We start from the raw sequence: 25,219 nt of genomic DNA, 5'->3' as shown, positions 1-25,219 counted from the left end.
GGAACAGATGTACCCATGTCCATCCCCTTCCCCGTTCCCGGGATCATCCCCGCGTGTGCAGGGAACAGACCGTCCAGCGCGTTATCCTCAAGGGATAGGTGGGATCATCCCCGCGTGTGCAGGGAACAGTAGTGCCGCATACTCCTCAATGTCCGCCCGTTCGGATCATCCCCGCGTGTGCAGGGAACAGACACGTTCGATGGGCTGTGGTCCACCTCGGTGAGGATCATCCCCGCGTGTGCAGGGAACAGCCTTCATCAATGGCCAGCTTGGCAAGCTCTTCGGGATCATCCCCGCGTGTGCAGGGAACAGGTCCCAAGCACGGCGCGGTTTGCAGCGGTCACGGGATCATCCCCGCGTGTGCAGGGAACAGCACGGTGGTCGCGGCTTCGATGGAGCTAAAGACGGATCATCCCCGCGTGTGCAGGGAACAGACACCAAGATCGGTCCTTTCCAAGCTCGTGGAGGGATCATCCCCGCGTGTGCAGGGAACAGGCGGCAACAACCTTCTGTTGGTCTGCGATCCCCGGATCATCCCCGCGTGTGCAGGGAACAGTGGGACGCAGACCGTCGGCAAGTGTGCTTTGGGGGATCATCCCCGCGTGTGCAGGGAACAGGATAGCTGACTGCCAGATGTCATCGCCCCACCGGGATCATCCCCGCGTGTGCAGGGAACAGGCGCAGGTAGATAAAGAAGGCCGAGAGAAGCGGGGATCATCCCCGCGTGTGCAGGGAACAGTTCGATAGCTCCACAGGCTCTTGGCGTAGTATCGGATCATCCCCGCGTGTGCAGGGAACAGGCAAGATTTCCAATCGCTTTGCCAGCCGATCCGGGATCATCCCCGCGTGTGCAGGGAACAGAGTCAGCATCCGACCAGCCCCGCTTGCGAATCAGGATCATCCCCGCGTGTGCAGGGAACAGCAGTGCAGCCAATTCAGCTTGAATGTCTGCCAGGGATCATCCCCGCGTGTGCAGGGAACAGAAGCTCATCGTATGCGGTGACGGCTTGGGGGACGGATCATCCCCGCGTGTGCAGGGAACAGTCCTTGTACGGCGTGGTTGCATAGACGGGCTGGGGATCATCCCCGCGTGTGCAGGGAACAGTCCTCAATGTCCGCCCGTTCGTTCGGGCTGAGGGGATCATCCCCGCGTGTGCAGGGAACAGCGCGCACCTTCAAGTTCGACCTACAAGCGTGCGGGATCATCCCCGCGTGTGCAGGGAACAGAACATGGCATCCGCAGCCAACGGAATCTTCATCGGATCATCCCCGCGTGTGCAGGGAACAGTTCGCAGCGGGGATCGCACAAGTGGGGGCGGTCGGATCATCCCCGCGTGTGCAGGGAACAGACTGGTGAAGTAATCGCCGTAGAGGTCGCGCCGGGATCATCCCCGCGTGTGCAGGGAACAGTCATGATGTGATCCGGTTAAAGCGTTCGCGCTGGGATCATCCCCGCGTGTGCAGGGAACAGCTGGCGTAGCCGTGCCCTGCGTTTGTGCGTGCGGGATCATCCCCGCGTGTGCAGGGAACAGCAAGGGATTGGAGGCACTGCAAAAAGACCTCCGGGATCATCCCCGCGTGTGCAGGGAACAGGAAAGAGTAGCGGCGGAACGCTCATCCCGCCGCGGATCATCCCCGCGTGTGCAGGGAACAGAAAACGCCGTTACCGCTCCATCGCTTTCCGCTGGGATCATCCCCGCGTGTGCAGGGAACAGTGCTGCGAGCGTTTCGCGCCTCCAATCGAGCGGGGATCATCCCCGCGTGTGCAGGGAACAGTTGCACCACGGAAAGAGATTTACGACGCAGCTGGGATCATCCCCGCGTGTGCAGGGAACAGTTTTCCAAGCTGAACGCGCACTACACGATGCTGGGATCATCCCCGCGTGTGCAGGGAACAGTTGAAAAAAAAATTGCGTGGGACGAAGATTTTAGGATCATCCCCGCGTGTGCAGGGAACAGTGTAAGTTCGCATCAGATCGGTCACATGACCGGGGATCATCCCCGCGTGTGCAGGGAACAGCACACCCAACCGCGCCAGCTTTTCCAGCAGGTCGGATCATCCCCGCGTGTGCAGGGAACAGGTGGGGGATTCGCACACTGGGTACGTTACAGCAGGATCATCCCCGCGTGTGCAGGGAACAGGCCCCTTAGCGTTGCGATCCCCGCAGGTAATGCGGATCATCCCCGCGTGTGCAGGGAACAGAAGTGTTCAAAAAGGTGGCCTATTACCCTAGCCGGATCATCCCCGCGTGTGCAGGGAACAGTGCTACACTAACGAAAGCATCTGCCTGCCTATCGGATCATCCCCGCGTGTGCAGGGAACAGCAATCGAAGCCGTGTAGTCTTCCGCGCTCTTCGGGATCATCCCCGCGTGTGCAGGGAACAGTTCAAGTCCGCATCTAACTTGGCCTTCGCTTCGGGATCATCCCCGCGTGTGCAGGGAACAGCCAACATGGCAGACCAAGAAGTCGTTAAGATGGGGATCATCCCCGCGTGTGCAGGGAACAGTAGCAGCTGCGTACGGTGTAAGCGTTGCGCAACGGATCATCCCCGCGTGTGCAGGGAACAGTTCGACCTACAAGCCTGCGTTGGAGACCCTGACGGATCATCCCCGCGTGTGCAGGGAACAGAGCATCGGCGGCCCCGGCTGATGCTGTTTTTGCGGATCATCCCCGCGTGTGCAGGGAACAGTGTTGGTTGGGTTGCGCCGCCCGTTGCCCCGTCGGATCATCCCCGCGTGTGCAGGGAACAGCCCAGCCCCCAACGCTTGCGCATTGATAATGCCGGATCATCCCCGCGTGTGCAGGGAACAGCGTTGGGGAAGGTGTACGCTGCCAGCGCAAACGGGATCATCCCCGCGTGTGCAGGGAACAGGCTGCTGCCAGTTGCTTGCGAAGGTCTTCCAGCGGATCATCCCCGCGTGTGCAGGGAACAGCTATCCCCGCCGCTAACGTACCAGTGGCGGGGCGGATCATCCCCGCGTGTGCAGGGAACAGACAGCCGCCCGCTTCTCCCTCCCAGAAGAACGGGGATCATCCCCGCGTGTGCAGGGAACAGAATAACCTCGACAATCGCAACGCCGTCTTTGTCGGATCATCCCCGCGTGTGCAGGGAACAGCACACCCAACCGCGCCAGCTTTTCCAGCAGGTCGGATCATCCCCGCGTGTGCAGGGAACAGGAGGGTTGCTCCCGGGTTGGCTCCAAAGTGTGGGGATCATCCCCGCGTGTGCAGGGAACAGCCTTGACCCACTTGCTGTAAAGTGTCTCACGCGGGATCATCCCCGCGTGTGCAGGGAACAGGATGTTCTTGGTGCTGCTGAATCCTTCTTCGGGGGATCATCCCCGCGTGTGCAGGGAACAGAGAAGTGGCAGCTACTGGTGGAAGACTTTAGCGGGATCATCCCCGCGTGTGCAGGGAACAGCGGATGTGATAGCCAGCATGAAGGGGAAGTTTAGGATCATCCCCGCGTGTGCAGGGAACAGCATCACCTTCCCGCCCTTTCCCTTCGGCAAAGGGGATCATCCCCGCGTGTGCAGGGAACAGTCCCGGGTTGGCTCCAAAGTGTGGTTTTAGGAGGGATCATCCCCGCGTGTGCAGGGAACAGGCATCGGTGCGTCCCGGTGTCCACTGTGTACCGGGATCATCCCCGCGTGTGCAGGGAACAGCCCCTGGAATTTTTCGACGCGGATAAATGGCAGGGATCATCCCCGCGTGTGCAGGGAACAGCCATAGGATGAAGATGGTGCAAATAAACCCCGAGGATCATCCCCGCGTGTGCAGGGAACAGTCAAGCGCCTGTTCCCCCAATACCCGGGAAAGGGGATCATCCCCGCGTGTGCAGGGAACAGGGCAAGCGTTGCATCGTTGTCCCCGATAGCTGCGGATCATCCCCGCGTGTGCAGGGAACAGGATGGAATTTTATAGGCAGGATGAACGGGAATCGGATCATCCCCGCGTGTGCAGGGAACAGAAGTTTCAAAACGCCTGCAACGGTAAATGCGACGGATCATCCCCGCGTGTGCAGGGAACAGTCCGGCGGCTTGCCCTTGTACGGAAGCGGCGTAGGATCATCCCCGCGTGTGCAGGGAACAGGCGGGCGCGTTCCCGCTTAACACTTGCATCGCCGGATCATCCCCGCGTGTGCAGGGAACAGCAGCGATTAGGTCGCTTGCCGTGCGTAGGTCGCGGATCATCCCCGCGTGTGCAGGGAACAGAAGGCAAGGATGGAGCCTTCAAGGTCTTGAAAGGGATCATCCCCGCGTGTGCAGGGAACAGTCATCGCGCCGATACCGATACGCTGCAAGGTGGGGATCATCCCCGCGTGTGCAGGGAACAGGGCGGAAATTGACCGAATCGTTAGGCGCGTTTCGGATCATCCCCGCGTGTGCAGGGAACAGTAAACACCACGGAAATTTGCGAGAATTCCCCGAGGATCATCCCCGCGTGTGCAGGGAACAGAATGCCGCCCGCTTCTCTCTCCCAGAACAGCGGGGATCATCCCCGCGTGTGCAGGGAACAGGCGATTCCTGAATCAGCTTGCGGCTTCTTGGTGGGATCATCCCCGCGTGTGCAGGGAACAGTTACCCGCTGGATAGAGCTTGCCTCTTCGGTGGGGATCATCCCCGCGTGTGCAGGGAACAGTCCAAACGCGGTTGCGGCGGCGGGGGGGACGGGGGATCATCCCCGCGTGTGCAGGGAACAGCGGCGAAGGGAGTGCTGGAAGGCTTTGGAGTAGGGATCATCCCCGCGTGTGCAGGGAACAGCGTTGCCCTCGGTCATATCGCCTCCCCCCATGCGGATCATCCCCGCGTGTGCAGGGAACAGCAAGCCTGCGTTGGAGACCCTGACTTGGAAGACGGATCATCCCCGCGTGTGCAGGGAACAGGCTACCCTTGTTTTTCGCTTGCCGGAAAAGGTGGGATCATCCCCGCGTGTGCAGGGAACAGGCATTTTGGTTGCTCCGTTTAGGTGTTGCGCCGGGATCATCCCCGCGTGTGCAGGGAACAGGCCGCTGTTTTTTGCGTTCGTTTCCATGTTAGGGGATCATCCCCGCGTGTGCAGGGAACAGGCAACCGAAGCGGGGCGGGTGTCTGACATCCTGGGATCATCCCCGCGTGTGCAGGGAACAGCAATGATGACGTAGGAAATAGCCCAAGCGTAAAGGATCATCCCCGCGTGTGCAGGGAACAGCTAAACAACGTGCAAGCGGGCTTCATCTCTCTGGGATCATCCCCGCGTGTGCAGGGAACAGGCATCGCTCCCGTGGTTGGCTGGGATACTCCGGGATCATCCCCGCGTGTGCAGGGAACAGGCCGAACACGTTCATCACTCCAATGGGCAAGCGGGATCATCCCCGCGTGTGCAGGGAACAGTGTTGCCGATCCGATGCTGATATCGCTCACCCGGGATCATCCCCGCGTGTGCAGGGAACAGTGGCGGTTGCAGAATTCTTTCGCAATGCATCCAGGATCATCCCCGCGTGTGCAGGGAACAGCTGCTGTATTCGCTGCCATGCTGTGTGCGTTGCGGATCATCCCCGCGTGTGCAGGGAACAGGACTTGTACGTGCATGGAGACGCGGAGGAACCGGGATCATCCCCGCGTGTGCAGGGAACAGGTTGTCCCTATGTCAACACGCACGTCCTGCGGGGGATCATCCCCGCGTGTGCAGGGAACAGCTCCTTTTGACACCACTCCATGCACCAGCGAGCGGATCATCCCCGCGTGTGCAGGGAACAGGTCTATAACGTCCGCGCTCTTCCATGTGAACGCGGATCATCCCCGCGTGTGCAGGGAACAGTTCAACAGGGTGAACCCGATGCTTCCGGCGGTCGGATCATCCCCGCGTGTGCAGGGAACAGTAGGTAAAAAGAAACTCGCATAACGTCCAAGTGGGATCATCCCCGCGTGTGCAGGGAACAGGGAACGTTTCCATGTAGAAATAGCGCATCGCCGGGATCATCCCCGCGTGTGCAGGGAACAGAAGTACGTTCCTGCCATGTCCCTCTCCTACGTAGGATCATCCCCGCGTGTGCAGGGAACAGTGGTTGATAACGGAACGTACTTCAACACCTTGCGGATCATCCCCGCGTGTGCAGGGAACAGTTGCGTGTGTCAGCTCTTCCCCTTTGCTCTGACGGATCATCCCCGCGTGTGCAGGGAACAGTGTTTTGTAGGCTCAGCATAAAAGAGGGTTCCGGGATCATCCCCGCGTGTGCAGGGAACAGCAGGCGGCAGTCAATGGCAGCAAGCTGCTGGGGGGATCATCCCCGCGTGTGCAGGGAACAGGACCTGCGCGGCATGGTGATGTCGCCACGGACGGGATCATCCCCGCGTGTGCAGGGAACAGCTTCCGCACGTGGTTGCGCTTCATCCCGCACCGGGATCATCCCCGCGTGTGCAGGGAACAGGTATTGCATCAGAGAGACACCACTGCAAAAAGGGGATCATCCCCGCGTGTGCAGGGAACAGCTCGCGGAACTGGTGAAGGACCGTCCAAGTGTCGGATCATCCCCGCGTGTGCAGGGAACAGCGTGCCGATTGCGCCGCTCACCCAATCAATCACGGATCATCCCCGCGTGTGCAGGGAACAGTGTTGAAGTTCGATTTGGATGCTGACGGAGAGGGGATCATCCCCGCGTGTGCAGGGAACAGTCCGTTTATACTCTGCCAACCGCTTCTTCCATGGGATCATCCCCGCGTGTGCAGGGAACAGTGACGACACGGTAAGCGTTTGAGGCGGGAACCGGGATCATCCCCGCGTGTGCAGGGAACAGGCAATCTAACCCGACACGCGGCGCACTACAACGGGATCATCCCCGCGTGTGCAGGGAACAGCGGTAATGCCCCACCACCCCGTGGGCATGCGGGGGATCATCCCCGCGTGTGCAGGGAACAGCCAGTTCCTACCGAAGAGCTTTGCTTCTTGCCGGGATCATCCCCGCGTGTGCAGGGAACAGCTGCTACTGATACCCCCAAGAGGGGAAAGACCGGGATCATCCCCGCGTGTGCAGGGAACAGGAAGTGGGATGTCTAGTGTTTATTCTCACATTAGGATCATCCCCGCGTGTGCAGGGAACAGACCAAGCCCGCCAATATCTTTTTGCATGAAAAGGGATCATCCCCGCGTGTGCAGGGAACAGGCCCAAGAATTGCGTTGCCGTACGGGTTTTCTGGGATCATCCCCGCGTGTGCAGGGAACAGCGGGCGAAGAAGCCCCGAAACCGGATTGGATTAGGATCATCCCCGCGTGTGCAGGGAACAGCCAGACCAGTTCCCTGAGACCGTTCGCGCCAACGGATCATCCCCGCGTGTGCAGGGAACAGGGAGCGGTAACGGCGTTTTTGACACCGTCACCGGGATCATCCCCGCGTGTGCAGGGAACAGCCAGCGATGCTATAGGCAAAATTTGGGGGATGGGGATCATCCCCGCGTGTGCAGGGAACAGTTCCACCTTCACCGATCCGCAGCAGAGAGGCACGGATCATCCCCGCGTGTGCAGGGAACAGCCGTAGCTCTTCCTTCGCTAGGTTGATCTTCTCGGATCATCCCCGCGTGTGCAGGGAACAGCCGCCCAATAGTCGTAATCGGTTGGTGTTCCCGGGATCATCCCCGCGTGTGCAGGGAACAGGCGTTGCGCAACTTGGCCCGTTTGGTCTGGCAGGGATCATCCCCGCGTGTGCAGGGAACAGTATTCGCCGAACGTCAAAACACGGAGCGGGAAGGGATCATCCCCGCGTGTGCAGGGAACAGAATCGTTTTGCCGAAGCCGGATTTTCTCCAACAGGATCATCCCCGCGTGTGCAGGGAACAGCTCTGCCAGTTGCGTACCGCGACCCCCTTGCCGGGATCATCCCCGCGTGTGCAGGGAACAGGGTGCCCTTTAACCGCCGGGGCGACATGGGCCGGGATCATCCCCGCGTGTGCAGGGAACAGGTACTCACAAGCCTAACGGCGGAAGTTAGGCGGGGATCATCCCCGCGTGTGCAGGGAACAGGGTTCTCTTGTGGAAGGGGGTGAGGAAGGCGCGGGATCATCCCCGCGTGTGCAGGGAACAGTTGGAAGGAGCCAAGATCACCTTTCCGACAAGGGGATCATCCCCGCGTGTGCAGGGAACAGGATAGGTTGCCCTCTTTGAATATTCGCGTGGACGGATCATCCCCGCGTGTGCAGGGAACAGCCGCATTTTCTGCGTTTGCATCCAACGCGAAAAGGATCATCCCCGCGTGTGCAGGGAACAGTTGTATTGCTTCCACCCGTTTACGGACTTAGGGGGATCATCCCCGCGTGTGCAGGGAACAGACCTTTGGCAATGGCGGCGTTGCGACTGTTGCGGGATCATCCCCGCGTGTGCAGGGAACAGGGGTATGGTGTCAACGATCGCCGCTGGCATGGGGGATCATCCCCGCGTGTGCAGGGAACAGCGCAACGATACGTCGATAGTGCGCCCGCTTGTGGGATCATCCCCGCGTGTGCAGGGAACAGGATATTGCAGGGGATGAAAAGCTAAACGCGGCAGGATCATCCCCGCGTGTGCAGGGAACAGAAAGAGCGGCACATCGCTGCCAAGCCTGTGGACGGATCATCCCCGCGTGTGCAGGGAACAGCGCTGGGATCACGGGGCCGGGGTGGGAAAGCTAGGATCATCCCCGCGTGTGCAGGGAACAGGACATATCGGCAACGCTGTTGGGGGTTGAGATGGGATCATCCCCGCGTGTGCAGGGAACAGGGCTTATCCATCCCGATGACGTGCAACCGGCTGGGATCATCCCCGCGTGTGCAGGGAACAGTCGTCGCGGGCTATCTCGTCAACCTCGGCTCCGGGATCATCCCCGCGTGTGCAGGGAACAGAGTATCTGCTAACTCGTTGCGCAATAGATAGCCGGATCATCCCCGCGTGTGCAGGGAACAGGGGATGGATAAGCCTGAGCGTATCGAAGGGACGGGATCATCCCCGCGTGTGCAGGGAACAGACATCATGGAGCGACTGGTGGCGGCGGGTGATGGGATCATCCCCGCGTGTGCAGGGAACAGGATGCCGATACGCAGGCAGGATCGGGACAGCCGGGATCATCCCCGCGTGTGCAGGGAACAGCCACCGCGCAACGTCGCGCCGTTGTCCCCTGCCGGATCATCCCCGCGTGTGCAGGGAACAGCCATCGGCGGAAGCTCGCAAGATGCTAGCTGCGGGATCATCCCCGCGTGTGCAGGGAACAGCCTGAGACCTCCGACGCGTTGCAGATGGCAGGGGGATCATCCCCGCGTGTGCAGGGAACAGCCTCAGCACGAACGTCCGAGGTACGGCATAAGGGGATCATCCCCGCGTGTGCAGGGAACAGCGACGGTCAAGGGATAGTTTGTGAAGAACCTCGGGATCATCCCCGCGTGTGCAGGGAACAGTGGTGTCCACGTCGGGAACTTCACCGTCTGCAAGGATCATCCCCGCGTGTGCAGGGAACAGTTCAACTCGATTGCCTGTGTAGTCCCGTCCATGGGATCATCCCCGCGTGTGCAGGGAACAGTCCGCAGCTTCTTGCCCTTCGATACCACCCGCCGGATCATCCCCGCGTGTGCAGGGAACAGATCAGAATCTTGGTGAAGTTCCCGCGCTGAAACGGATCATCCCCGCGTGTGCAGGGAACAGTCGGACTTTGCTACTTCTGGTTTGGATTCACCGGGATCATCCCCGCGTGTGCAGGGAACAGTCTTGGTCTGCCATGTTGGTGCTGTGTTAAAGGGGATCATCCCCGCGTGTGCAGGGAACAGCCACGAAAGTCCACCGCAAGTAACGTTGCCCCGGGATCATCCCCGCGTGTGCAGGGAACAGGCGTCACTGCCTTGCTTCGTGCCGGAAGAGAGCGGATCATCCCCGCGTGTGCAGGGAACAGTCGGTTAGAGCTGATCCGCCCGTTCCTACCGAGGGATCATCCCCGCGTGTGCAGGGAACAGAACAGGGAGAGCTATTCGCAGGGACTGACGGGGGGATCATCCCCGCGTGTGCAGGGAACAGAGCGTCACCACAAGACCGTTGCCCGTGTTGGTGGGATCATCCCCGCGTGTGCAGGGAACAGGGTATCGTATCCTGCGAGAAGGCGGCAAGATCAGGATCATCCCCGCGTGTGCAGGGAACAGGAGGTGAGCCACCGTTAGGATCACCTTCGTTGGGGATCATCCCCGCGTGTGCAGGGAACAGCGAGAGATTGAGAACATCCGTGGATAGATGGCGGGATCATCCCCGCGTGTGCAGGGAACAGTCCTCTGCTGATGGTGCAGCACATGCGGGGTACGGATCATCCCCGCGTGTGCAGGGAACAGGGCGACAACTGTATGGTCTGTTCCAATTATTCGGGATCATCCCCGCGTGTGCAGGGAACAGCGCTTACCTAGCTCCTTGTAGCATGACAATATCGGATCATCCCCGCGTGTGCAGGGAACAGTGACAGCTCAACAACAGAACCGGCTGCAGGGAGGGATCATCCCCGCGTGTGCAGGGAACAGTCCATGTTGCGTTGTGTTGCTCGTTTTGTTAGGGGATCATCCCCGCGTGTGCAGGGAACAGGCCACCTTTTTCTTTTCCTTTGCCGATAATGTGGGATCATCCCCGCGTGTGCAGGGAACAGCGCGGGGGGTTGCTGCATCAACACTTCACATAGGGATCATCCCCGCGTGTGCAGGGAACAGGCGCTGGTGTCGCCACGGCTTTTTAAGGCCAAGGGATCATCCCCGCGTGTGCAGGGAACAGATTGGCGCGATCACTACGGTTGGAATATTGAGCGGATCATCCCCGCGTGTGCAGGGAACAGAAATCTACCGCAACAGCGGCGCGTACGACACGAGGATCATCCCCGCGTGTGCAGGGAACAGTGTCGGTCATATCGCAAATCCTCCGGTGTTCGGGGATCATCCCCGCGTGTGCAGGGAACAGTTGGGTTGGTTTGGTTTGTTGGTTGTTGGTTTGGGATCATCCCCGCGTGTGCAGGGAACAGAACAGGAAGCGCGGATACAGGAGGAAGGTAATGGGATCATCCCCGCGTGTGCAGGGAACAGCCCACCAGGGTTCGGCGCTGGGCGATAAGGTCGGGATCATCCCCGCGTGTGCAGGGAACAGAGGTCATACTTACCGGAGAGTATCTATGAGCCGGGATCATCCCCGCGTGTGCAGGGAACAGGCCATGTCGTTACCTGATAAAAGGTTGATGAAGGGATCATCCCCGCGTGTGCAGGGAACAGGCCGATATGGCCAACAACTGGTTGCGGGGGATGGGATCATCCCCGCGTGTGCAGGGAACAGCTTGGAGTTGAACGGGAAATATTTTTCGCTGAAGGATCATCCCCGCGTGTGCAGGGAACAGGTAAGAGGTTCACGGACGCGCCGCCATCAAGGGGGATCATCCCCGCGTGTGCAGGGAACAGTATTTCAAGTGGGTGCTGGTCTCGCGGGAGGAGGGATCATCCCCGCGTGTGCAGGGAACAGGCTAACCTAATAACCCAAGAATCCGATGGAAAAGGATCATCCCCGCGTGTGCAGGGAACAGTCGCGCTGACTTCCCCGATTCCCGCTTGACGTGGGATCATCCCCGCGTGTGCAGGGAACAGTGGAAGCGGTTCCGCCCGCTTCGGTTGCGACCGGGATCATCCCCGCGTGTGCAGGGAACAGTTCGGTGCTCCCTGCCGGAACACCGTTTTTGCCGGGATCATCCCCGCGTGTGCAGGGAACAGCGGCGAAGGCCCAAGAGGGCGATCAGTTGCCGCGGATCATCCCCGCGTGTGCAGGGAACAGCCATTGTTGCCTCTAGCTTGCGGGCAACAACGGGGATCATCCCCGCGTGTGCAGGGAACAGGCGTTCCCGCTTAGCACTTGCATCGCCTTCGGGGGATCATCCCCGCGTGTGCAGGGAACAGCTGAATTGGGGCAACGTTTCGCGGCCCCCACAGGGATCATCCCCGCGTGTGCAGGGAACAGCCAAGTCCATCGTTTGCGGCCTTGTTCGGGCTGGGATCATCCCCGCGTGTGCAGGGAACAGGGGCGCAAGGCCTTTACTGAAAGGCCTTCCGGGGGATCATCCCCGCGTGTGCAGGGAACAGTTGTGACGTTGCCGAGGAGGTAGTAGAACGCGGGGATCATCCCCGCGTGTGCAGGGAACAGACTTCCTTCACTGTGGCGCAAAGCACGCACGGGGGATCATCCCCGCGTGTGCAGGGAACAGGGGATTTTCTGTTGTTGCTTCATGCCGCGCAAGGATCATCCCCGCGTGTGCAGGGAACAGTCAATCATTATCCGATCAATTTCGATACCTTCGGGATCATCCCCGCGTGTGCAGGGAACAGGTGGTATCCCTGCGTACATCACCGATGAATCTGGGATCATCCCCGCGTGTGCAGGGAACAGGTGATGCCGCAGCGGACCCCGCTGAAGTATGGAGGATCATCCCCGCGTGTGCAGGGAACAGGATGCAACGCCGAACATCGTGCGATGCTTTCGCGGATCATCCCCGCGTGTGCAGGGAACAGATGACCGGAGACGTTCCGGCCTTCATAAAACCCGGATCATCCCCGCGTGTGCAGGGAACAGAAGCGTTGAGCCTCATCCCCGCGTGTGCAGGGAACAGACTTGAGAACGCGCTGAAAATGGCACTTTTTGTTGAATTGTGCCAGCATTATTTGTCGGTGGCGTTGTTTCGGTTGCCGGTGGATCGCTTCGCCGGTGCCTTCGGTGGCTGCTGTTGCACCAGCCAAATTCCATCCACCAGCACTGGTATCCGGCGGTCGTGACCCAACGTGCGGAACTCGTAGCCCTGCTCGTTCGATGCCCGCCAAATCATTACCGCACTGGTTTTCTCGTTTGCTAACTGCTCCACTTTCTCCCACAGTAGCTCTCGCATCCGAGAGTCCAGCCGCCCTACGAATAACCCCGCACGTACCTCCAAACAGTAGCGTGATAACATCCCCCGCAGCTTCTGCGGCGATCGCTCAAGTGAATAAATCGTCATTGCAGGAATTGATGATTAGTGGTTGATGTGTTGAACGCCGCCGACGGTTGCCAACGTGGCGATGGGAAATGGTTGCGCGGCGGCTGATGCTTCGTCGAACGCCACTGGCCGCTGCCAGCATTTGCCACGGAGAGTGGGGAGAGAAAGGAGAAAGAGGGGAGTGCTATGCTGGTGGATTCCGCTGCACTCCCTTGTTGTCAAGGAGTCACGCTTGCAATGCGGAGTCTTCAATTCCATCTATCGTTAGGCTGCTGAGGTTGAGTAGAGTCGGACGGCTTCGTACTTACGCTGCCTTGTGGTTCCCTGCTTGGCTCTGACGGGCTACGGGTCCCCCCAATGCTGGGGGGAAAAGGGTTTGGCTGGCCCCCTTTCTCTCTGAATCTCACGCCACTGCTACGGTCCCCTCCCCCAGAATTGGGGGAGGCGGGGAGGGGGCTGGTGCGGTGGCGGATTGGTAGGCTCCATCGTTTTCAGTGGTCACCCCCCCGCTACTCCCAATCTCCAAATGGATTCCATTCTTCCTCCTCCTCTTTGGTGTGGCCCAAGATGCTCATCTTTAGGTCGCGTGGGTCCAGCAGCGGAAGTTCGGCTGCGGCGGCGGCACGCTCGGCCGCGCTGTTGGTGGAGCTGTACCACGGCGCGTCCTCCGGCAAGGTGGCTTCGGGGCGTGCGCCGCCAAGCTCTTCTGGTGGCTCGCCATCGGGTTCGCCGGCGTTCAGAAGATGCTCGATGGTTGGGATAACGCGCTCCAGTAATCCGCAACGCCGGAACTCGTCGCGCAGAAGATGCCGCACCCGCTCGCTTGCGCCATGCTCCCCTTGCGCCACTGCCCTGAACGCTACCGGAACGCTTAAATCCATTTTCCAGATGTCGGCAAGGTCGTGCACGAACGCCAGCGGATAGCCGGTGTGGATGAACCCCAACGCCGCGCTGTATCCGGCAATCACAATTGCTGCGTGGCAAACCCCGTACAAGCAACTGTTCGCCGCGCTGACCGCCTTGTTGATCGCGTCCTGCGAACCCCATTCGCTGCGGTCGTAGTTTCGCCCGCTCCACTCAACGCCATATTCTTTGCTGAGTTGTTTGTACCGCTCCCGCACCCGCGCCCCTTCCATCCCGCGCAGTTGCTGGATCGAGCGGCGCGATGGAGCCTCCTCCTTGAATCGAATTCGGTACATCTCGCGTGCAACGTTCAATCGCTTTTTGGGGTCCAACGCAAGCCGCGCCTGCCGCAACAGACGGTAGGTGTGCGCGCCCCCTTCCTGCGCTGCCGAGTAGAGCCGAACGCCAGCTTCCCCGGTCCAGATAATCAGGGTGCGGGCATCGGCACACAGTTTTACGGCAGCGTGCGTGATGGTGGTCCCAGGCTCCAGCATCAGCACGGTGGTTGCCCCAACGGGAAGCTGTGCCGCAATGCCGTTCTTGTCGGTAATCACCAATGCGCTGCCGTCAACGTCAATGTTTGCGTATTGGATGTCAATGATGGAAAGTCGCGCCTTCATTGGCATCACTGGCATGGAAAAAGTGTTCATTGCTGATGTTGTAAAACAATCGTTTGGTGTGGAATAGTGTTGATGAAACAACGCCCCTGCTGAAGCCTTGCGTCCGCAGCAGAGGCGTTGATGTTGTGATCCAAAAAAATTCAGTTGTCAAAGAACAATCCTTCGCCACAGAACGTCCTTCGCCTGCCGGAACCCTTTGCTTTGGGGAACCGACGTTACTCCACCTTGCTACTCCACCTTCGCCACCGTTATCAGCCCAAACCCGAAGGCTTTTCCGCGACCGATTCCGCGCTGCCATGCTTCGGCAAACGCTTCGGCATCGGTGATGCGAAGTATCCCCTCAAAGTCAACGCCGGTGAAGGTCATCGGCTCGGCCTTCCGGTTGCGCGAACGGCGAATCAGGTAGTCGTGGTTCGGGGCAATCATCAGAAGCGGACGGGAAAGCTCGTCGCGCTCGATGGCAAACCCACCCTCGGCTCCTTTCCGTTCAATCCATGCCGTCAGCCGTTGCTCGCGGTCGTCCAGCTGGGCTATCTCCACTCCCGTTTTCTTGGCCACGTGCAGTAATCCGCCCCCCACAACAATCCGCCGCGAGCGGTTGTCGGCGTATCCCTTCCGCTCAACAACGGGGTTGGCCCGAAGCAGAAATCGTAGCCGCATCCCAGGCTTCATGTTCTGCGGATCAATGGTCCGCACCTGCGCGGTTGATCCTTCGGCCTCGTTATCCAAATGCCGCCAATCGGGCTTCACTGCCGATTGCACCAAGATGGAGTGCGCCGTTTCCTCCTCGTTATGGCGATAAAGGAAGGGGCGATTCCCCTCCGGGCCCTGCGGGATTCCGGGGAAGGCTTTCCAGATGATTTGATGAAGCTGATATGGCTCCAGAAACCGCCAGCGCATCGCGCTGTGGGGAAGCGTCAGAAGGCTAAGGTGCATCATGGAAGAACCTCTCGTTGCTGGTTGATGATGAAGGCGTTTGCGGCTCCGATTGACTCGGTTGATCCCCTTGCTTCGCTGCCGTTGGAAGGTCGCCCCGGTAATGCCCCACCGTCCGGTTGACGTAGGAGCGGGGCATTGCCACCAGCAGGTCCCGCCGCCAACCACGCGCCACCAATTGCAGCCCGGTGCTGGATAAATCCTCGGCGGTGTCCAAGTAAGCATCGAACCCCGTAAGCCCTTTCGGCAGGTATCCCACCGATTCTTTGCGGCGGAGGCGTGCGGCTTGCACCGAGCTTCGCAACGCCTGCTCAATCGAGTCCCCCTCGGCCGGCTCAGGGCGCAGCGGAATGGTGGGAACGCAGGAGCGGCGACCCAGATAGCTGATGAACACCGGGTCCATCAATGCCGTCTGGCACTTGGCAATCAACTCTGCGTCGTTGCTCTCCACCAGCGCGGTGAAATGGGCATCCAGATGGTAGCTGCGCCATGTCAGCGTTGGGTTTCCTTTGGCCCCTTCGCGGCGGAGCCGGGTTGCGTCGTACTCGTCGTAGCCGGCGGTCAGGACCGTGTGATAGTCGGTGAGGACTGCCCCGGGAAGCGCGCACGCGGTGTGGATCCGCAGCGATTGATGCAGGTCCAGCAGCGCGCGGTCGCCACGCTCAAGGCCCATTCCGGCGGCGATAATGCCGATCACTGCCGAACGGCTTGGGGCCGTTCCTTGCTCACGCAGTTGCCCGAATCCTGTGTCGGCATAGCTCATCATCGGGCCTTGAAGGTGAAGGATAAATCCGTTCATATACTCCCTCCATCCATTACGTCATGGTCGGTTTCGGTTGTTGATTGCTGTTGCGGTTCGGCTGCCGCGTCTGGCTCCGTGGTTGGCAGCCCCGGCGCGGAAGTCTCGATTGCCGAAGCCTCGATTGCCGCATCCATCTCGATTGCTGCAATCTCCATCGCCGCATCCATTGCCGCCGCATCATCCTGCGGTGCTGGCATGGCGTGCGGCGCAGTTTGGGACGCAGTTTGTGCGTCCTTCCGTGGGCGACCACGTCCACGCTTTGGCGCGTTCGGGTCGGCAGGTTGCGGCTTTGGTTTTGGCGGCGCGTTCGGGTCCTTCGGTGGGCGACCACGTCCACGCTTTGGCGCGTTCGGGTCGGCAGGCTCCGGCTTTGGTTTTGGCGGCGCGTTCGGGTTCTTTGGCGGACGACCACGCCCACGTTTTGGCGCGTTCGGATCGGCAGGCTCCGGCTTTGGTTTTGGCGGCGCGTTCGGGTCCTTTGGCGGACGGCCACGTCCACGCTTTGGCGCGTTCGGGTCGCTTGTTCTGATCGTTTGATCGCTACCGAACAACTCCCCCGATCCCTCCTCCATTCCTGCTCCCCCTGTTTCGGATGCCGGGAAAAACCTTGACACCGCTGGTCGTGAAGTTTGCGGCGGAGTTGGCGATGAAGTCGGTAATGAAGTTGAAGGCAATGATGGCGATGGAACCGATGTCTGCTGTTCGGCAGGCGCGGTGATTGCTGCGGTGATTGCTTCGGCACGTGCTGGCGTTGCCCGCCGCGCCGCTGGCGTGGCCGGAGTGGTCCGCGCAATCATCGTCCACATGATGTCGAACAGCTCCTTCAGCGATCCTACCATCTGGGTGCCGGACGGAAGCAATGCCTGCAGCTGGCTGCGGGCTTCGCTATCGGAGCAGAAGCAGATGGCGCGATCATTCAGCGAGTAGCTTTCCGCAAGGTCGCGGTAGTGGCGCAGCATTCTGGCGCGGGAAGGGGCCAGATACCCGAGGGTTTCATCCTTCGGGACCGGCCGCTCGAACGCATTGGCCAGCGAAACCGGAATCCGCTGCTGGCGAATCACCAGCAACACCGTGTCGGCAAGCGAGTGCGAGGCGTAGGAGTTCTGCTTCCCCGATGGTGTCACCCGGCAGGCTGCGTCCAGCACCGTTGCCAGCGCGTCAATTGCGTCCTCGCTTGCGCCGTTCATGTTCTTCACCAGCAACGGGAGGTTGCAGGAGAAGTATTTGTAGAAAGTCGCGCTGTTGAACTCTATCTCGCCGATGTGCCCGCTGCCTCGTTCATCGTTGTCGGTAAGCACGTCGTCAACGGCGGTGAACCAATCGGTTTCTGGTGTGACGGCGTGGGTGCTGATGGCGTGGGCAACCTGCATGGCAGCATCCACCGAGGCGAAGGAGTTAGCGTCGTCGGTGGTCATGCGTCCGAACAGCGCCATATCCACGCCATCGCCTGGGTTGCGGTTCAGGCCGATTGCCGCCGCCGCGCCAGCAATCAGTTCCTTCACCGCCGCCTGCGTCAACTTCTCATCGCCCCTGACGATTTCCCGGACGTAGCTGGCCGTCCGGGAAATCTCATCGGGTGTCAGGAAGACGATCTGGCTGGTCTGCATCTCATGCTGCGCGTCCACCTTGCCGAACGCCCCGGGAAGAGCGCGGCAAACGTCCTTCAGCCTCGCGGCCCTTGCCGGGTCCCCCTGGAACTCCGGCAGCAACTCCTCATAAATCATTTTGGGAATCTGGCGCGAGCGCGTGGAGATTCCATGATGCAACGTCTCTTCAACGTAATTGGAGGTTCGGATCGAACGCTTAATCGCCTGCGAAGAGATGCGTGCGCGATTGACCCCACCGAACACCGCCGATTTTGGACGGCCCAAATCATCGCGATTCAGGTTGGCGGGGGAGTGTGAGGTCAGCGAATGAAGCTCAATCAGCATTATCATGCTCCTGTTTCTGGGTTGGCCGATGCCGCAACGGTGCTCCGCATCCAACGGAAGAGTTCGCTGAGCGATCCCACCATCGCCACCCCTTCTGGGAGCTTCCCTTTCAAGCTGTCGTGAGCCTTGGAGTTGGCGCAGAAGAGCGCGGCGGTGTCGCCCAGTTCGTAGCGGCTTGCCAAGTCGGCGTAATGCTCAGCCAGCAGATCGCGCGATTGTGCCAGATACCCCAGGTCCTCATTCTTCGGGACCGGCCGCTCGAACGCATTGGCCAGCGAAACCGGAATCCGCTGCTGGCGAATCACCAGCAACACCGTGTCGGCAAGCGAGTGCGAGGCGTAGGAGTTCTGCTTCCCCGATGGCGTCACTCGGCACGCTGCGTCCAGCACCGTTGCCAGCGCGTCAATTGCGTCCTCGCTTGCGCCATTCATGTTCTTCACCAGCAACGGGAGGTTGCAGGAGAAGTATTTGTAGAAAGTCGCGCTGTTGAACTCTATCTCGCCGATGTGCCCGCTGCCTCGTTCGTCGTTGTCGGTAAGCACGTCGTCAACGGCGGTGAACCAATCGGTTTCTGGTGTGACGGCGTGGGTGCTGATGGCGTGGGCAACCTGCATGGCAGCATCCACCGAGGCGAAGGAGTTAGCGTCGTCGGTGGTCATGCGTCCGAACAGCGCCATATCCACGCCATCGCCTGGGTTGCGGTTCAGGCCGATTGCTATTGCCGCATCGTTAACCAACTGGGCTGTGCTTGCTTTGGAAAGTTTGTCATCGCCGTTGACAACCCCGCGGACGTAATCGGTGGCGCGAGAAATCTCATCGGGTGTCAGGAAGACGATCTGGCTGGTGTGCATCTCACGCTTGCTATCGGCCTTGCCAAACACTCCAGGAAGCGCAAGGCAGAACTGCTTGAGCCGGTTGGCTTTGGTCTCATTCCCGCTGAATTCTGGCAACAAGCGGTCGTAGATCATTTTGGGGATTTGGCGCGAGCGTGTGGAGATTCCGTCCCGCAAGGCTTCCTCAACGTAATTGGAGGTCCGGATTGAACGCTTGATCGCCTGCGAGGAGATGCGTGCGCGATTGACACCGCCGAACACCGCCGATTTTGGGCGGCCCAGGTCGTCGCGATTCAGGTTGGCGGGGGAGTGCGAGGTCAGCGTGTGAAGTTCGATAATCATTGTGTTGTTCTCCTAAAGGTTGAAGTGTGGTTTATTCGTTGTTGGTGTCGTCGGTTGTGTTTTCGGCATCGGCTTGGCCCTCGGCTGCGGCTTTTCCGCGAGCGCGGAAGAAGTCGGCAGCCCAAGCATCAACGGCCTTTTTGGCTTGGTCGGGGGACCCGAACAGGAAGCGGTGGAAGCGTGATGTTTCCTTGGTCCAGTCTATCCCCTTGCCTTCGCGGTCAATGGTTTGCAATGCCCTGCGCACGGCTCCCAATCGCCCCGATGGTGGTTCTGTTGCAAGCCGGGCAAAGCGGGTATCGCTTACTCCAGCAAGCAGCAACGCTTTGCCGAAGGAGTTGGCATCGGAATGCTCGCCGGCGACGGCGCGAAGCGAAACAAGGATTGCGGCTTGGTCAATCATCTGGTTGGTGTGCCATTCGCGCAGGCGTTGTTCGTCGGCGGATTCATCGGAAGCTGGTGCGGGGATAATCGCGAACAGGTAGTTATCCGCCCAGATTGCCCCACGCATCTCCATGGTTGGGACCTCTGTTGCGTCGGGCCGCCAGCGGCGGAACTCGGCGCGAAGCCCCCTGCGGTTTACTGCATCGTCGTTCCAGCGTGCGGGTAGCTGGCGCACGGCTGCTTTTGCTAAGTCTTGGGCAGCCTTATAAAACTCTTGGCTCATGCTGTTTCCTCCACGGATTCTTGTGGTGTCTGTTCAGGTTCATTCAATTGGATTCCTTGTTGGCGTAGTCCGGCGTAGAAAAGGTTCCGCGCCGCGTATGCTGCGGGCAAGTGCTCCACCGATTGGCTGTAGTCGTCAAAGTATCGGTCGAAAATCCCTTTGGCAATGATTGCGGCTTCACGCATCCACCACGATTTTGTTGATTCTTCCACCTCTTCCATTTGGCTGAAGTCGCTGGCGGCTACGCCAATCCGCTCCAGTAATTCCCCCACCTTGCTGGATAATCCGCTCCAATACTCGCGCCCGATGTCGCGGACAAACCCTTTGTAGTCGCTGCCGTTCTGCAGGTTGGCGGACTGCTTGAACTGGAATCGGCCTTCGTTCTCCGAAGCATCCACCTCCACCATCATGCAAATCTGGATCGTACGGGTTAGCAGCTTCCGAACCTCTTCGGCTTGGGTGGCTGCGCCGCTCATCATCCCTTGCAAATCGCTCATCATGGAAGTATCCTCAATCATCGGGTAGCGGAATCGCTCGCTTTCGCAGCCGCCATGGATGTTCTTCTTGGAGCTCAGCATGTGGAAGCCAAAGCAGTGAAGATTGATCGGCAGCCGCTCCTTGATTGCTGATAGCCGATGATATTGGCGAAGCACCGGAGCGATGTGGTAGCCTTCAGTATGGCCGCCTCCGCCAGAAAAGAAGAGACCTCCCATGTTCCCAAGCAATCCGGAAACCTCGTCAACGGTAAGGTGCTGCTCGAATAATCCGCCTTCCTTGTTTTTTCGCACGGCGTAGGGACCGTTCGGGTGCCGGAAGAAGCTGAGGCGAACGTCCGGACCCTTTGCCCGTGGGACGTAAACCCCGTAGCCAATTCCGGTTGACTTCGTCAGCACGCGCACCCCAGCTAAGCCGGTAACAGGCTCGCCGGTGACGATGCATGGGCGTGGCTTCTCCAATTCCTCAATCCAGACAGCGTTGGTTGCCACCAACCAAAACAGCCCGGAGCGAAGCGAAATTTTCCCTTGCGGGACATCCTCTTTGGGCGGCATCACCCACATCCATTCGTCGTATCCTTCATCCAAGCCAGCCGGGGTGAAATCTGATTCGTAGAATTCATCTTGCTCATCGCAGGCAAGGACGTTCAGCCAGATGGTTTTCCGCAGGGAGGGGGGGTGGGTCAGAAAAGTCCGCACCTCCAGATCGCCCGATGTTCCGGCCAGATACCCCCGCCCTGCGCTCTTTTCATAGAACGTCCCCCGAGCAAACAGCAGCAGCGGGATTTGGTCGGCGGCCACCACCCAGTTGTTGTCGGGGCGGTTCATAAAATCGCTGACCGTCAGGCTCACTTTGTCTTGCAGCAGTGCGGCATTTTTGGCGGGGTCGCTCTCCAGCTTCCGCCCCTGCATAAACCGCACCTCACCATCAATGCTGAAGTGCTCGCGAAATGGAGCAACGCCTGCCTCGAACTCCTGGGGAGTGAGTGGTCTGGCAATGCGGGACTCCAGCTCCTTTGTGGTTGCTGGTTCGAATGCCGTTTGCGTCAGCGCCGCGCACAAGCCCAGCGCGGCAACGTTCAGATGCTCCAACGGGTAGTCGAAGGAGAGTTCTTCGTCCGGGCCGGTCATCAGCTCCCGGTAGGTTCGGCGCACACGCTCCCCCAACGGATGGTTTGGGTCCGGCGGACGGCGCAGAAGGAAGGACTGATGCTCAAAAACGTTCATTGAGAAACCTCCATGAAGTAGTAGTAGAGTATGATGTAAACGCCGCTGGCACTGGCTGCGCAGCGGGATTCCACGATTCCCGGGAAAAGGGGTGTGGTGCAAGCATCCTTGACCAACTGGTCAGATTTGCGCCGTGAGATTCAGGCGCAACATCAATCTTTCACAAGCAGTTTTTTGAAGCTGTGCCTGTGGTTATCGCAGGCGTTGTTGTGTGAGGCTTCTTAGAAAAGTCGCAATGCTTTTGCTAAGACAGTTGAGTAAATAAGTTTTGTTCGCCCGCAAATCTACTACTTTCCTGACAGTGAAGTCAAGAAAAAAGCAGGGCTACGCAAAAAATTGCGTACCCCTGCTTGGCCCCGCGTGTGCGGGGATCGAATAGAAAGCTGAGTAAATAATGGATCAACCCCATGCGTATGGGGAGCCTTAACGGCCAGACCAGCAACATCTGCTGTTCTGGTTGCTAAGGCGCAAACATACGCTTTGAAGATTGGAAGCCGTATCATCATCACAACTCCTCAAACTCAACAAGTTTGACGACCTGCTCTTTTCTCCGGACCAACAGTCCCGATGTTGGGTTGCCTGCGGAGTCGAACGGATAGAATGCCTCGATATCTGGATGCTCAATCGAGCCATCGGGGCGCAGCACCGCGAAGACACGGTTGTCGTATCGCCGCCGGTCCTTCCACCAGTTCCGAAATGGAGTCAGCCCTTCCGGCAGCGGAGCCTCCGCCAGCCAGGAGTACCAGGGGAAGGAGACGGTGGCTTTCTCAACCGCTTCTTCCAGCGCAATCATCTGGCGGTATTCCTCACTGCTGGGCAGCGTGGTTAGCAAGCAATCGGGGGAGCCGTAGGGGGCGTAACCCTCCCCGTGGCGCACCAGCAGCGCAAGCGATGCACCGTTGCCGCCATACCGTGTGGTGACAGCAAGGTTCGCGTCGGCATCGTTGTCGTTCAGCACGACGGAGGAGCGGCTCATCAATCTGTCCCCTCCTGGTGATGGCATCAGCATACTTTTTGCCGCTTGCGCCATTGCAGTCTGAATTTCTTTCAGGCGTGTGCGTGCGGCTTGCAGCTTGCTTTCATCGGCTTCCAGTTGTTCTGCCGTCCATTCGGATTGGGGGGAATCGTACAACTTTGCCACCAACGTCCGGCAGGCCTGGGGCATCGCCCATTGCTGGTGTTCTTTCTGCAGCAGCAGCCGGGCCGACCGCGCCAGCGTTTCGTGGTCATAGACGTAGGAGCTGGAGCCGAACTGAAGGTCGTGAAGTTCGGGGCCGGAGGGGAGCAAAACATGAAGCACCGGGCCGGTGTGCGCGTGGCGTTGCTCAATCCGGCGGTCCTCATGCCGCCACAATCGCCCCGAGCGTTGCAGCAGCAAATCAAGCGGGGCAAGGTCGCTAATCATTGCGTCGAAATCCACATCCACCGATTGCTCAATTACTTGCGTGGCAATGGCAATCAGCCGATTGGGGCGCGGCGCATCTTTTTTCTTGCCAAGCGCGGTGACAAGTTCCCGTTCGATGCTGTTGCGGTCGTGGCGGGTAAATCGTGAGTGAAGCAGAACAACCTCAATTTCACTGTTGTTTTGCTGGGCCAATAATTGGCGCACCGCTTCCCACGCTTCTTGCGATTCCCGAACGGTGTTGCGAATCCATGCCACGCATCCGCCATTTTTGGCCAAGTCAACCGCCAATGCGGCCCCGTGCGGCGTTCGGTCTTCTATTTTTTCTTGATGGCACCGAACCTCAATCACTTTTTCCGGTGCTTGTGGATTTTCGCCCTGTTCATTGTGCGTGGTGTCGAGCACGGTGGTGGCCGCTGCTGTCCCATACACCAGCAGGGGATAGGGGATATTTTCCGGGAGGGATTGAAATTCCGGCGGAGCGCAGCCGAACGCCGTGATTAATTGATTCCGCAACGAAGCCGGAAGCGTTGCCGATAATAAAATCACCTTGCAGCCCATTGCCCCTAACCAAGCCAACAGCCGCTCAATAATTTTATTCATGTAGATGTCGTAGGCGTGGATTTCATCGAACACCACAACTTTCCCAGCAAGCGCAAAAAGCCGAACAAAAGAATGCTTGGCCGTTAGCGCGCCAAGTAATGTTTGGTCAATCGTTCCCACACCAATCGTGGCCAATAATGTCCGCTTTGAGGATTGCAGCCACGAAGGGGCAATAACCTCCGACGGTTCGCTTTCTTCCTTGTCGCGCGGTTTTTCATATCGGCTGCCACGCTCGCGAGATCGGTAGGCGGATTCCCGCAATTGTTGGTAGGCCTCATTGAATTTCCGGCCACCATGAGCAAGTGCCAAACTGATTGGCGTGTTCGGCATGGTGATGGTGTTTGCAAAGCCTTCGATACGCTCCAGCATGGCGTTGGAGGAAGCCTGCGTTGGCAAGGCGAAATAAAGCCCATTGGCCTGCCCATTGCTAATTGCGCAGGCTGTTAGGTACAACGCAAGCTCAGTTTTTCCGCTCCCCATCGGAGCTTCAACAACAAGAATTTCTGCGCCATTATATTGGCCAAACGGCACGGTTTGGGAAACCTTCTGCAACGGCCGCAAATTGTCGTTGGAAGTAATAAACGAGAATAGACTTTGATAGGTATTGCGATCGCTCCGCAGGTCCGATATAAGGCCGGCATTGCGGAGCAAATCGTCGGCAATGTTGTCCCTGCGGAGTTCATCCAAATACGCCGCAAGCGCATCCCGTGATAAAATATCTGGCCTAAACTTGAACGATTCAGACATTGAACCGAACCAGTCGGCAACTGAACAAAATCCGGCAAGCAGCATTAAAAATGCAGAATTATTTGGCGGAGCGGGAATGGTTTCCGGAATGGAAAAAATATCCGACACTACCGCAACTGCTTCAAGGGCATATTCATGTTCGGAATAAAGGGTTGGATAATATGCGGTGTTGGGAATATTTACTCTTTCATCGTAAATCGTGCCGTGGTGTGCTGCAACCGCATCAATCACTGGTAGCCATGGCTCCCACTGTGGGTTTTTTAAATCCCGCATTATTTTTGCGGTTGCCAATCCATGGTCAAACCCCTTGCCGTGGTCTTGGGGGCGTTTTTTGGGAATTGTTCCATATCCCACAGCCCAGCCTTTTTCCGATTTAGCTTGGAAGCTCCGGTGCAATTTCCCCAAATCATGCAACGCCACCACAACAACGATCATTCGTTGCAGCAGATCGCGCGGAATATCTGGCCCAAGCTGGCAGAATCGGTCAAGCAGCCGCGGATGTAATCGCAGCCATGTTTCGGCCACATAGGCCACATCAACCATGTGGCAAATTGCTGGGTGGTAATTCCAGCTGTGCTCTTCGTAGCCTTTTTCACGTTCGTTGGTTTTTCCCCATAACCGGTACAGGAGGTTGTTGCTCATTAGAGTTGAAAAATGTGAGTATGACGTAGTGATTATTGCAAGAAATTAGAGTGAGCTTCGCCGCGATTATCACCTTCTCTTTGGAGTTGGTAATAATATAG

Annotated in this window: 9 protein-coding genes and 1 CRISPR repeat array (1 of these 10 running past the window's edge); all 9 genes read right to left on the bottom strand. The window is 58.9% G+C overall.

Features of this window, described 5'->3' with window-relative positions; genetic code table 11:
• Positions 1 to 12,572: direct repeats of the CRISPR family, unit length 28 nt; unit sequence GGATCATCCCCGCGTGTGCAGGGAACAG (it extends 7,220 nt beyond the left edge of the window).
• Between the two features lie 85 nt (positions 12,573 to 12,657).
• Entirely contained in the window at positions 12,658 to 12,990 is a 333-nt protein-coding gene (gene cas2e / locus IPM61_00710) for a type I-E CRISPR-associated endoribonuclease Cas2 (GenBank protein ID MBK8909828.1), read from the bottom strand.
• A 488-nt stretch (positions 12,991 to 13,478) separates the two neighbouring features.
• Positions 13,479 to 14,522 carry a type I-E CRISPR-associated endonuclease Cas1 gene (gene cas1e / locus IPM61_00705; protein MBK8909827.1) on the bottom strand — a complete coding sequence of 348 codons (1,044 nt, stop codon included), beginning with the start codon at positions 14,520 to 14,522 and terminating at the stop codon, positions 13,479 to 13,481.
• 198 nt (positions 14,523 to 14,720) lie between these two features.
• Positions 14,721 to 15,431 carry a type I-E CRISPR-associated protein Cas6/Cse3/CasE gene (cas6e, locus tag IPM61_00700; GenBank protein ID MBK8909826.1) on the bottom strand — a complete coding sequence of 237 codons (711 nt, stop codon included), beginning with the start codon at positions 15,429 to 15,431 and terminating at the stop codon, positions 14,721 to 14,723.
• Positions 15,418 to 16,227 carry a type I-E CRISPR-associated protein Cas5/CasD gene (cas5e, locus tag IPM61_00695; protein MBK8909825.1) on the bottom strand — a complete coding sequence of 270 codons (810 nt, stop codon included), beginning with the start codon at positions 16,225 to 16,227 and terminating at the stop codon, positions 15,418 to 15,420. The genes cas6e and cas5e overlap by 14 nt, the downstream gene beginning before the upstream one ends.
• Complete coding sequence (gene cas7e / locus IPM61_00690; protein ID MBK8909824.1) at positions 16,224 to 18,161, bottom strand: type I-E CRISPR-associated protein Cas7/Cse4/CasC; 1,938 nt, start codon at positions 18,159 to 18,161, stop codon at positions 16,224 to 16,226. The genes cas5e and cas7e (IPM61_00690) overlap by 4 nt, the downstream gene beginning before the upstream one ends.
• 2 nt (positions 18,162 to 18,163) lie before the next feature.
• Positions 18,164 to 19,336 (bottom strand): type I-E CRISPR-associated protein Cas7/Cse4/CasC, encoded by a 1,173-nt coding sequence (gene cas7e, locus IPM61_00685; GenBank protein MBK8909823.1) that lies wholly within the window; start codon positions 19,334 to 19,336, stop codon positions 18,164 to 18,166.
• A gap of 31 nt (positions 19,337 to 19,367) precedes the next feature.
• Complete coding sequence (locus IPM61_00680; protein ID MBK8909822.1) at positions 19,368 to 20,003, bottom strand: type I-E CRISPR-associated protein Cse2/CasB; 636 nt, start codon at positions 20,001 to 20,003, stop codon at positions 19,368 to 19,370.
• Entirely contained in the window at positions 20,000 to 21,724 is a 1,725-nt protein-coding gene (locus tag IPM61_00675; protein ID MBK8909821.1) for a type I-E CRISPR-associated protein Cse1/CasA, read from the bottom strand. The genes IPM61_00680 and IPM61_00675 overlap by 4 nt, the downstream gene beginning before the upstream one ends.
• Before the next feature lie 505 nt (positions 21,725 to 22,229).
• Positions 22,230 to 25,118 (bottom strand): CRISPR-associated helicase Cas3', encoded by a 2,889-nt coding sequence (gene cas3 / locus IPM61_00670; GenBank protein ID MBK8909820.1) that lies wholly within the window; start codon positions 25,116 to 25,118, stop codon positions 22,230 to 22,232.
• Between the last annotated feature and the right edge of the window lie 101 nt (positions 25,119 to 25,219).

The organism is Chlorobiota bacterium (assembly GCA_016710285.1).
Taxonomy (GTDB): Bacteria; Bacteroidota; Ignavibacteria; order OLB7; family OLB7; genus OLB7.
The sequence above is the reverse complement of the archived record's forward strand: the minus strand, read 5'-3'. Positions and strand labels throughout refer to the sequence as shown.

Excerpts from the sequence above, each read along its gene's own strand:
- cas2e (MBK8909828.1), bottom strand. The coding sequence starts at position 12,990 with ATGACGATTTATTCACTTGAGCGATCGCCGCAGAAGCTGCGGGGGATG.
- cas1e (MBK8909827.1), bottom strand. The coding sequence starts at position 14,522 with ATGAACACTTTTTCCATGCCAGTGATGCCAATGAAGGCGCGACTTTCC.
- cas6e (MBK8909826.1), bottom strand. The coding sequence starts at position 15,431 with ATGATGCACCTTAGCCTTCTGACGCTTCCCCACAGCGCGATGCGCTGG.
- cas5e (MBK8909825.1), bottom strand. The coding sequence starts at position 16,227 with ATGAACGGATTTATCCTTCACCTTCAAGGCCCGATGATGAGCTATGCC.
- cas7e (MBK8909824.1), bottom strand. The coding sequence starts at position 18,161 with ATGCTGATTGAGCTTCATTCGCTGACCTCACACTCCCCCGCCAACCTG.
- cas7e (MBK8909823.1), bottom strand. The coding sequence starts at position 19,336 with ATGATTATCGAACTTCACACGCTGACCTCGCACTCCCCCGCCAACCTG.
- IPM61_00680 (MBK8909822.1), bottom strand. The coding sequence starts at position 20,003 with ATGAGCCAAGAGTTTTATAAGGCTGCCCAAGACTTAGCAAAAGCAGCC.
- IPM61_00675 (MBK8909821.1), bottom strand. The coding sequence starts at position 21,724 with ATGAACGTTTTTGAGCATCAGTCCTTCCTTCTGCGCCGTCCGCCGGAC.
- cas3 (MBK8909820.1), bottom strand. The coding sequence starts at position 25,118 with ATGAGCAACAACCTCCTGTACCGGTTATGGGGAAAAACCAACGAACGT.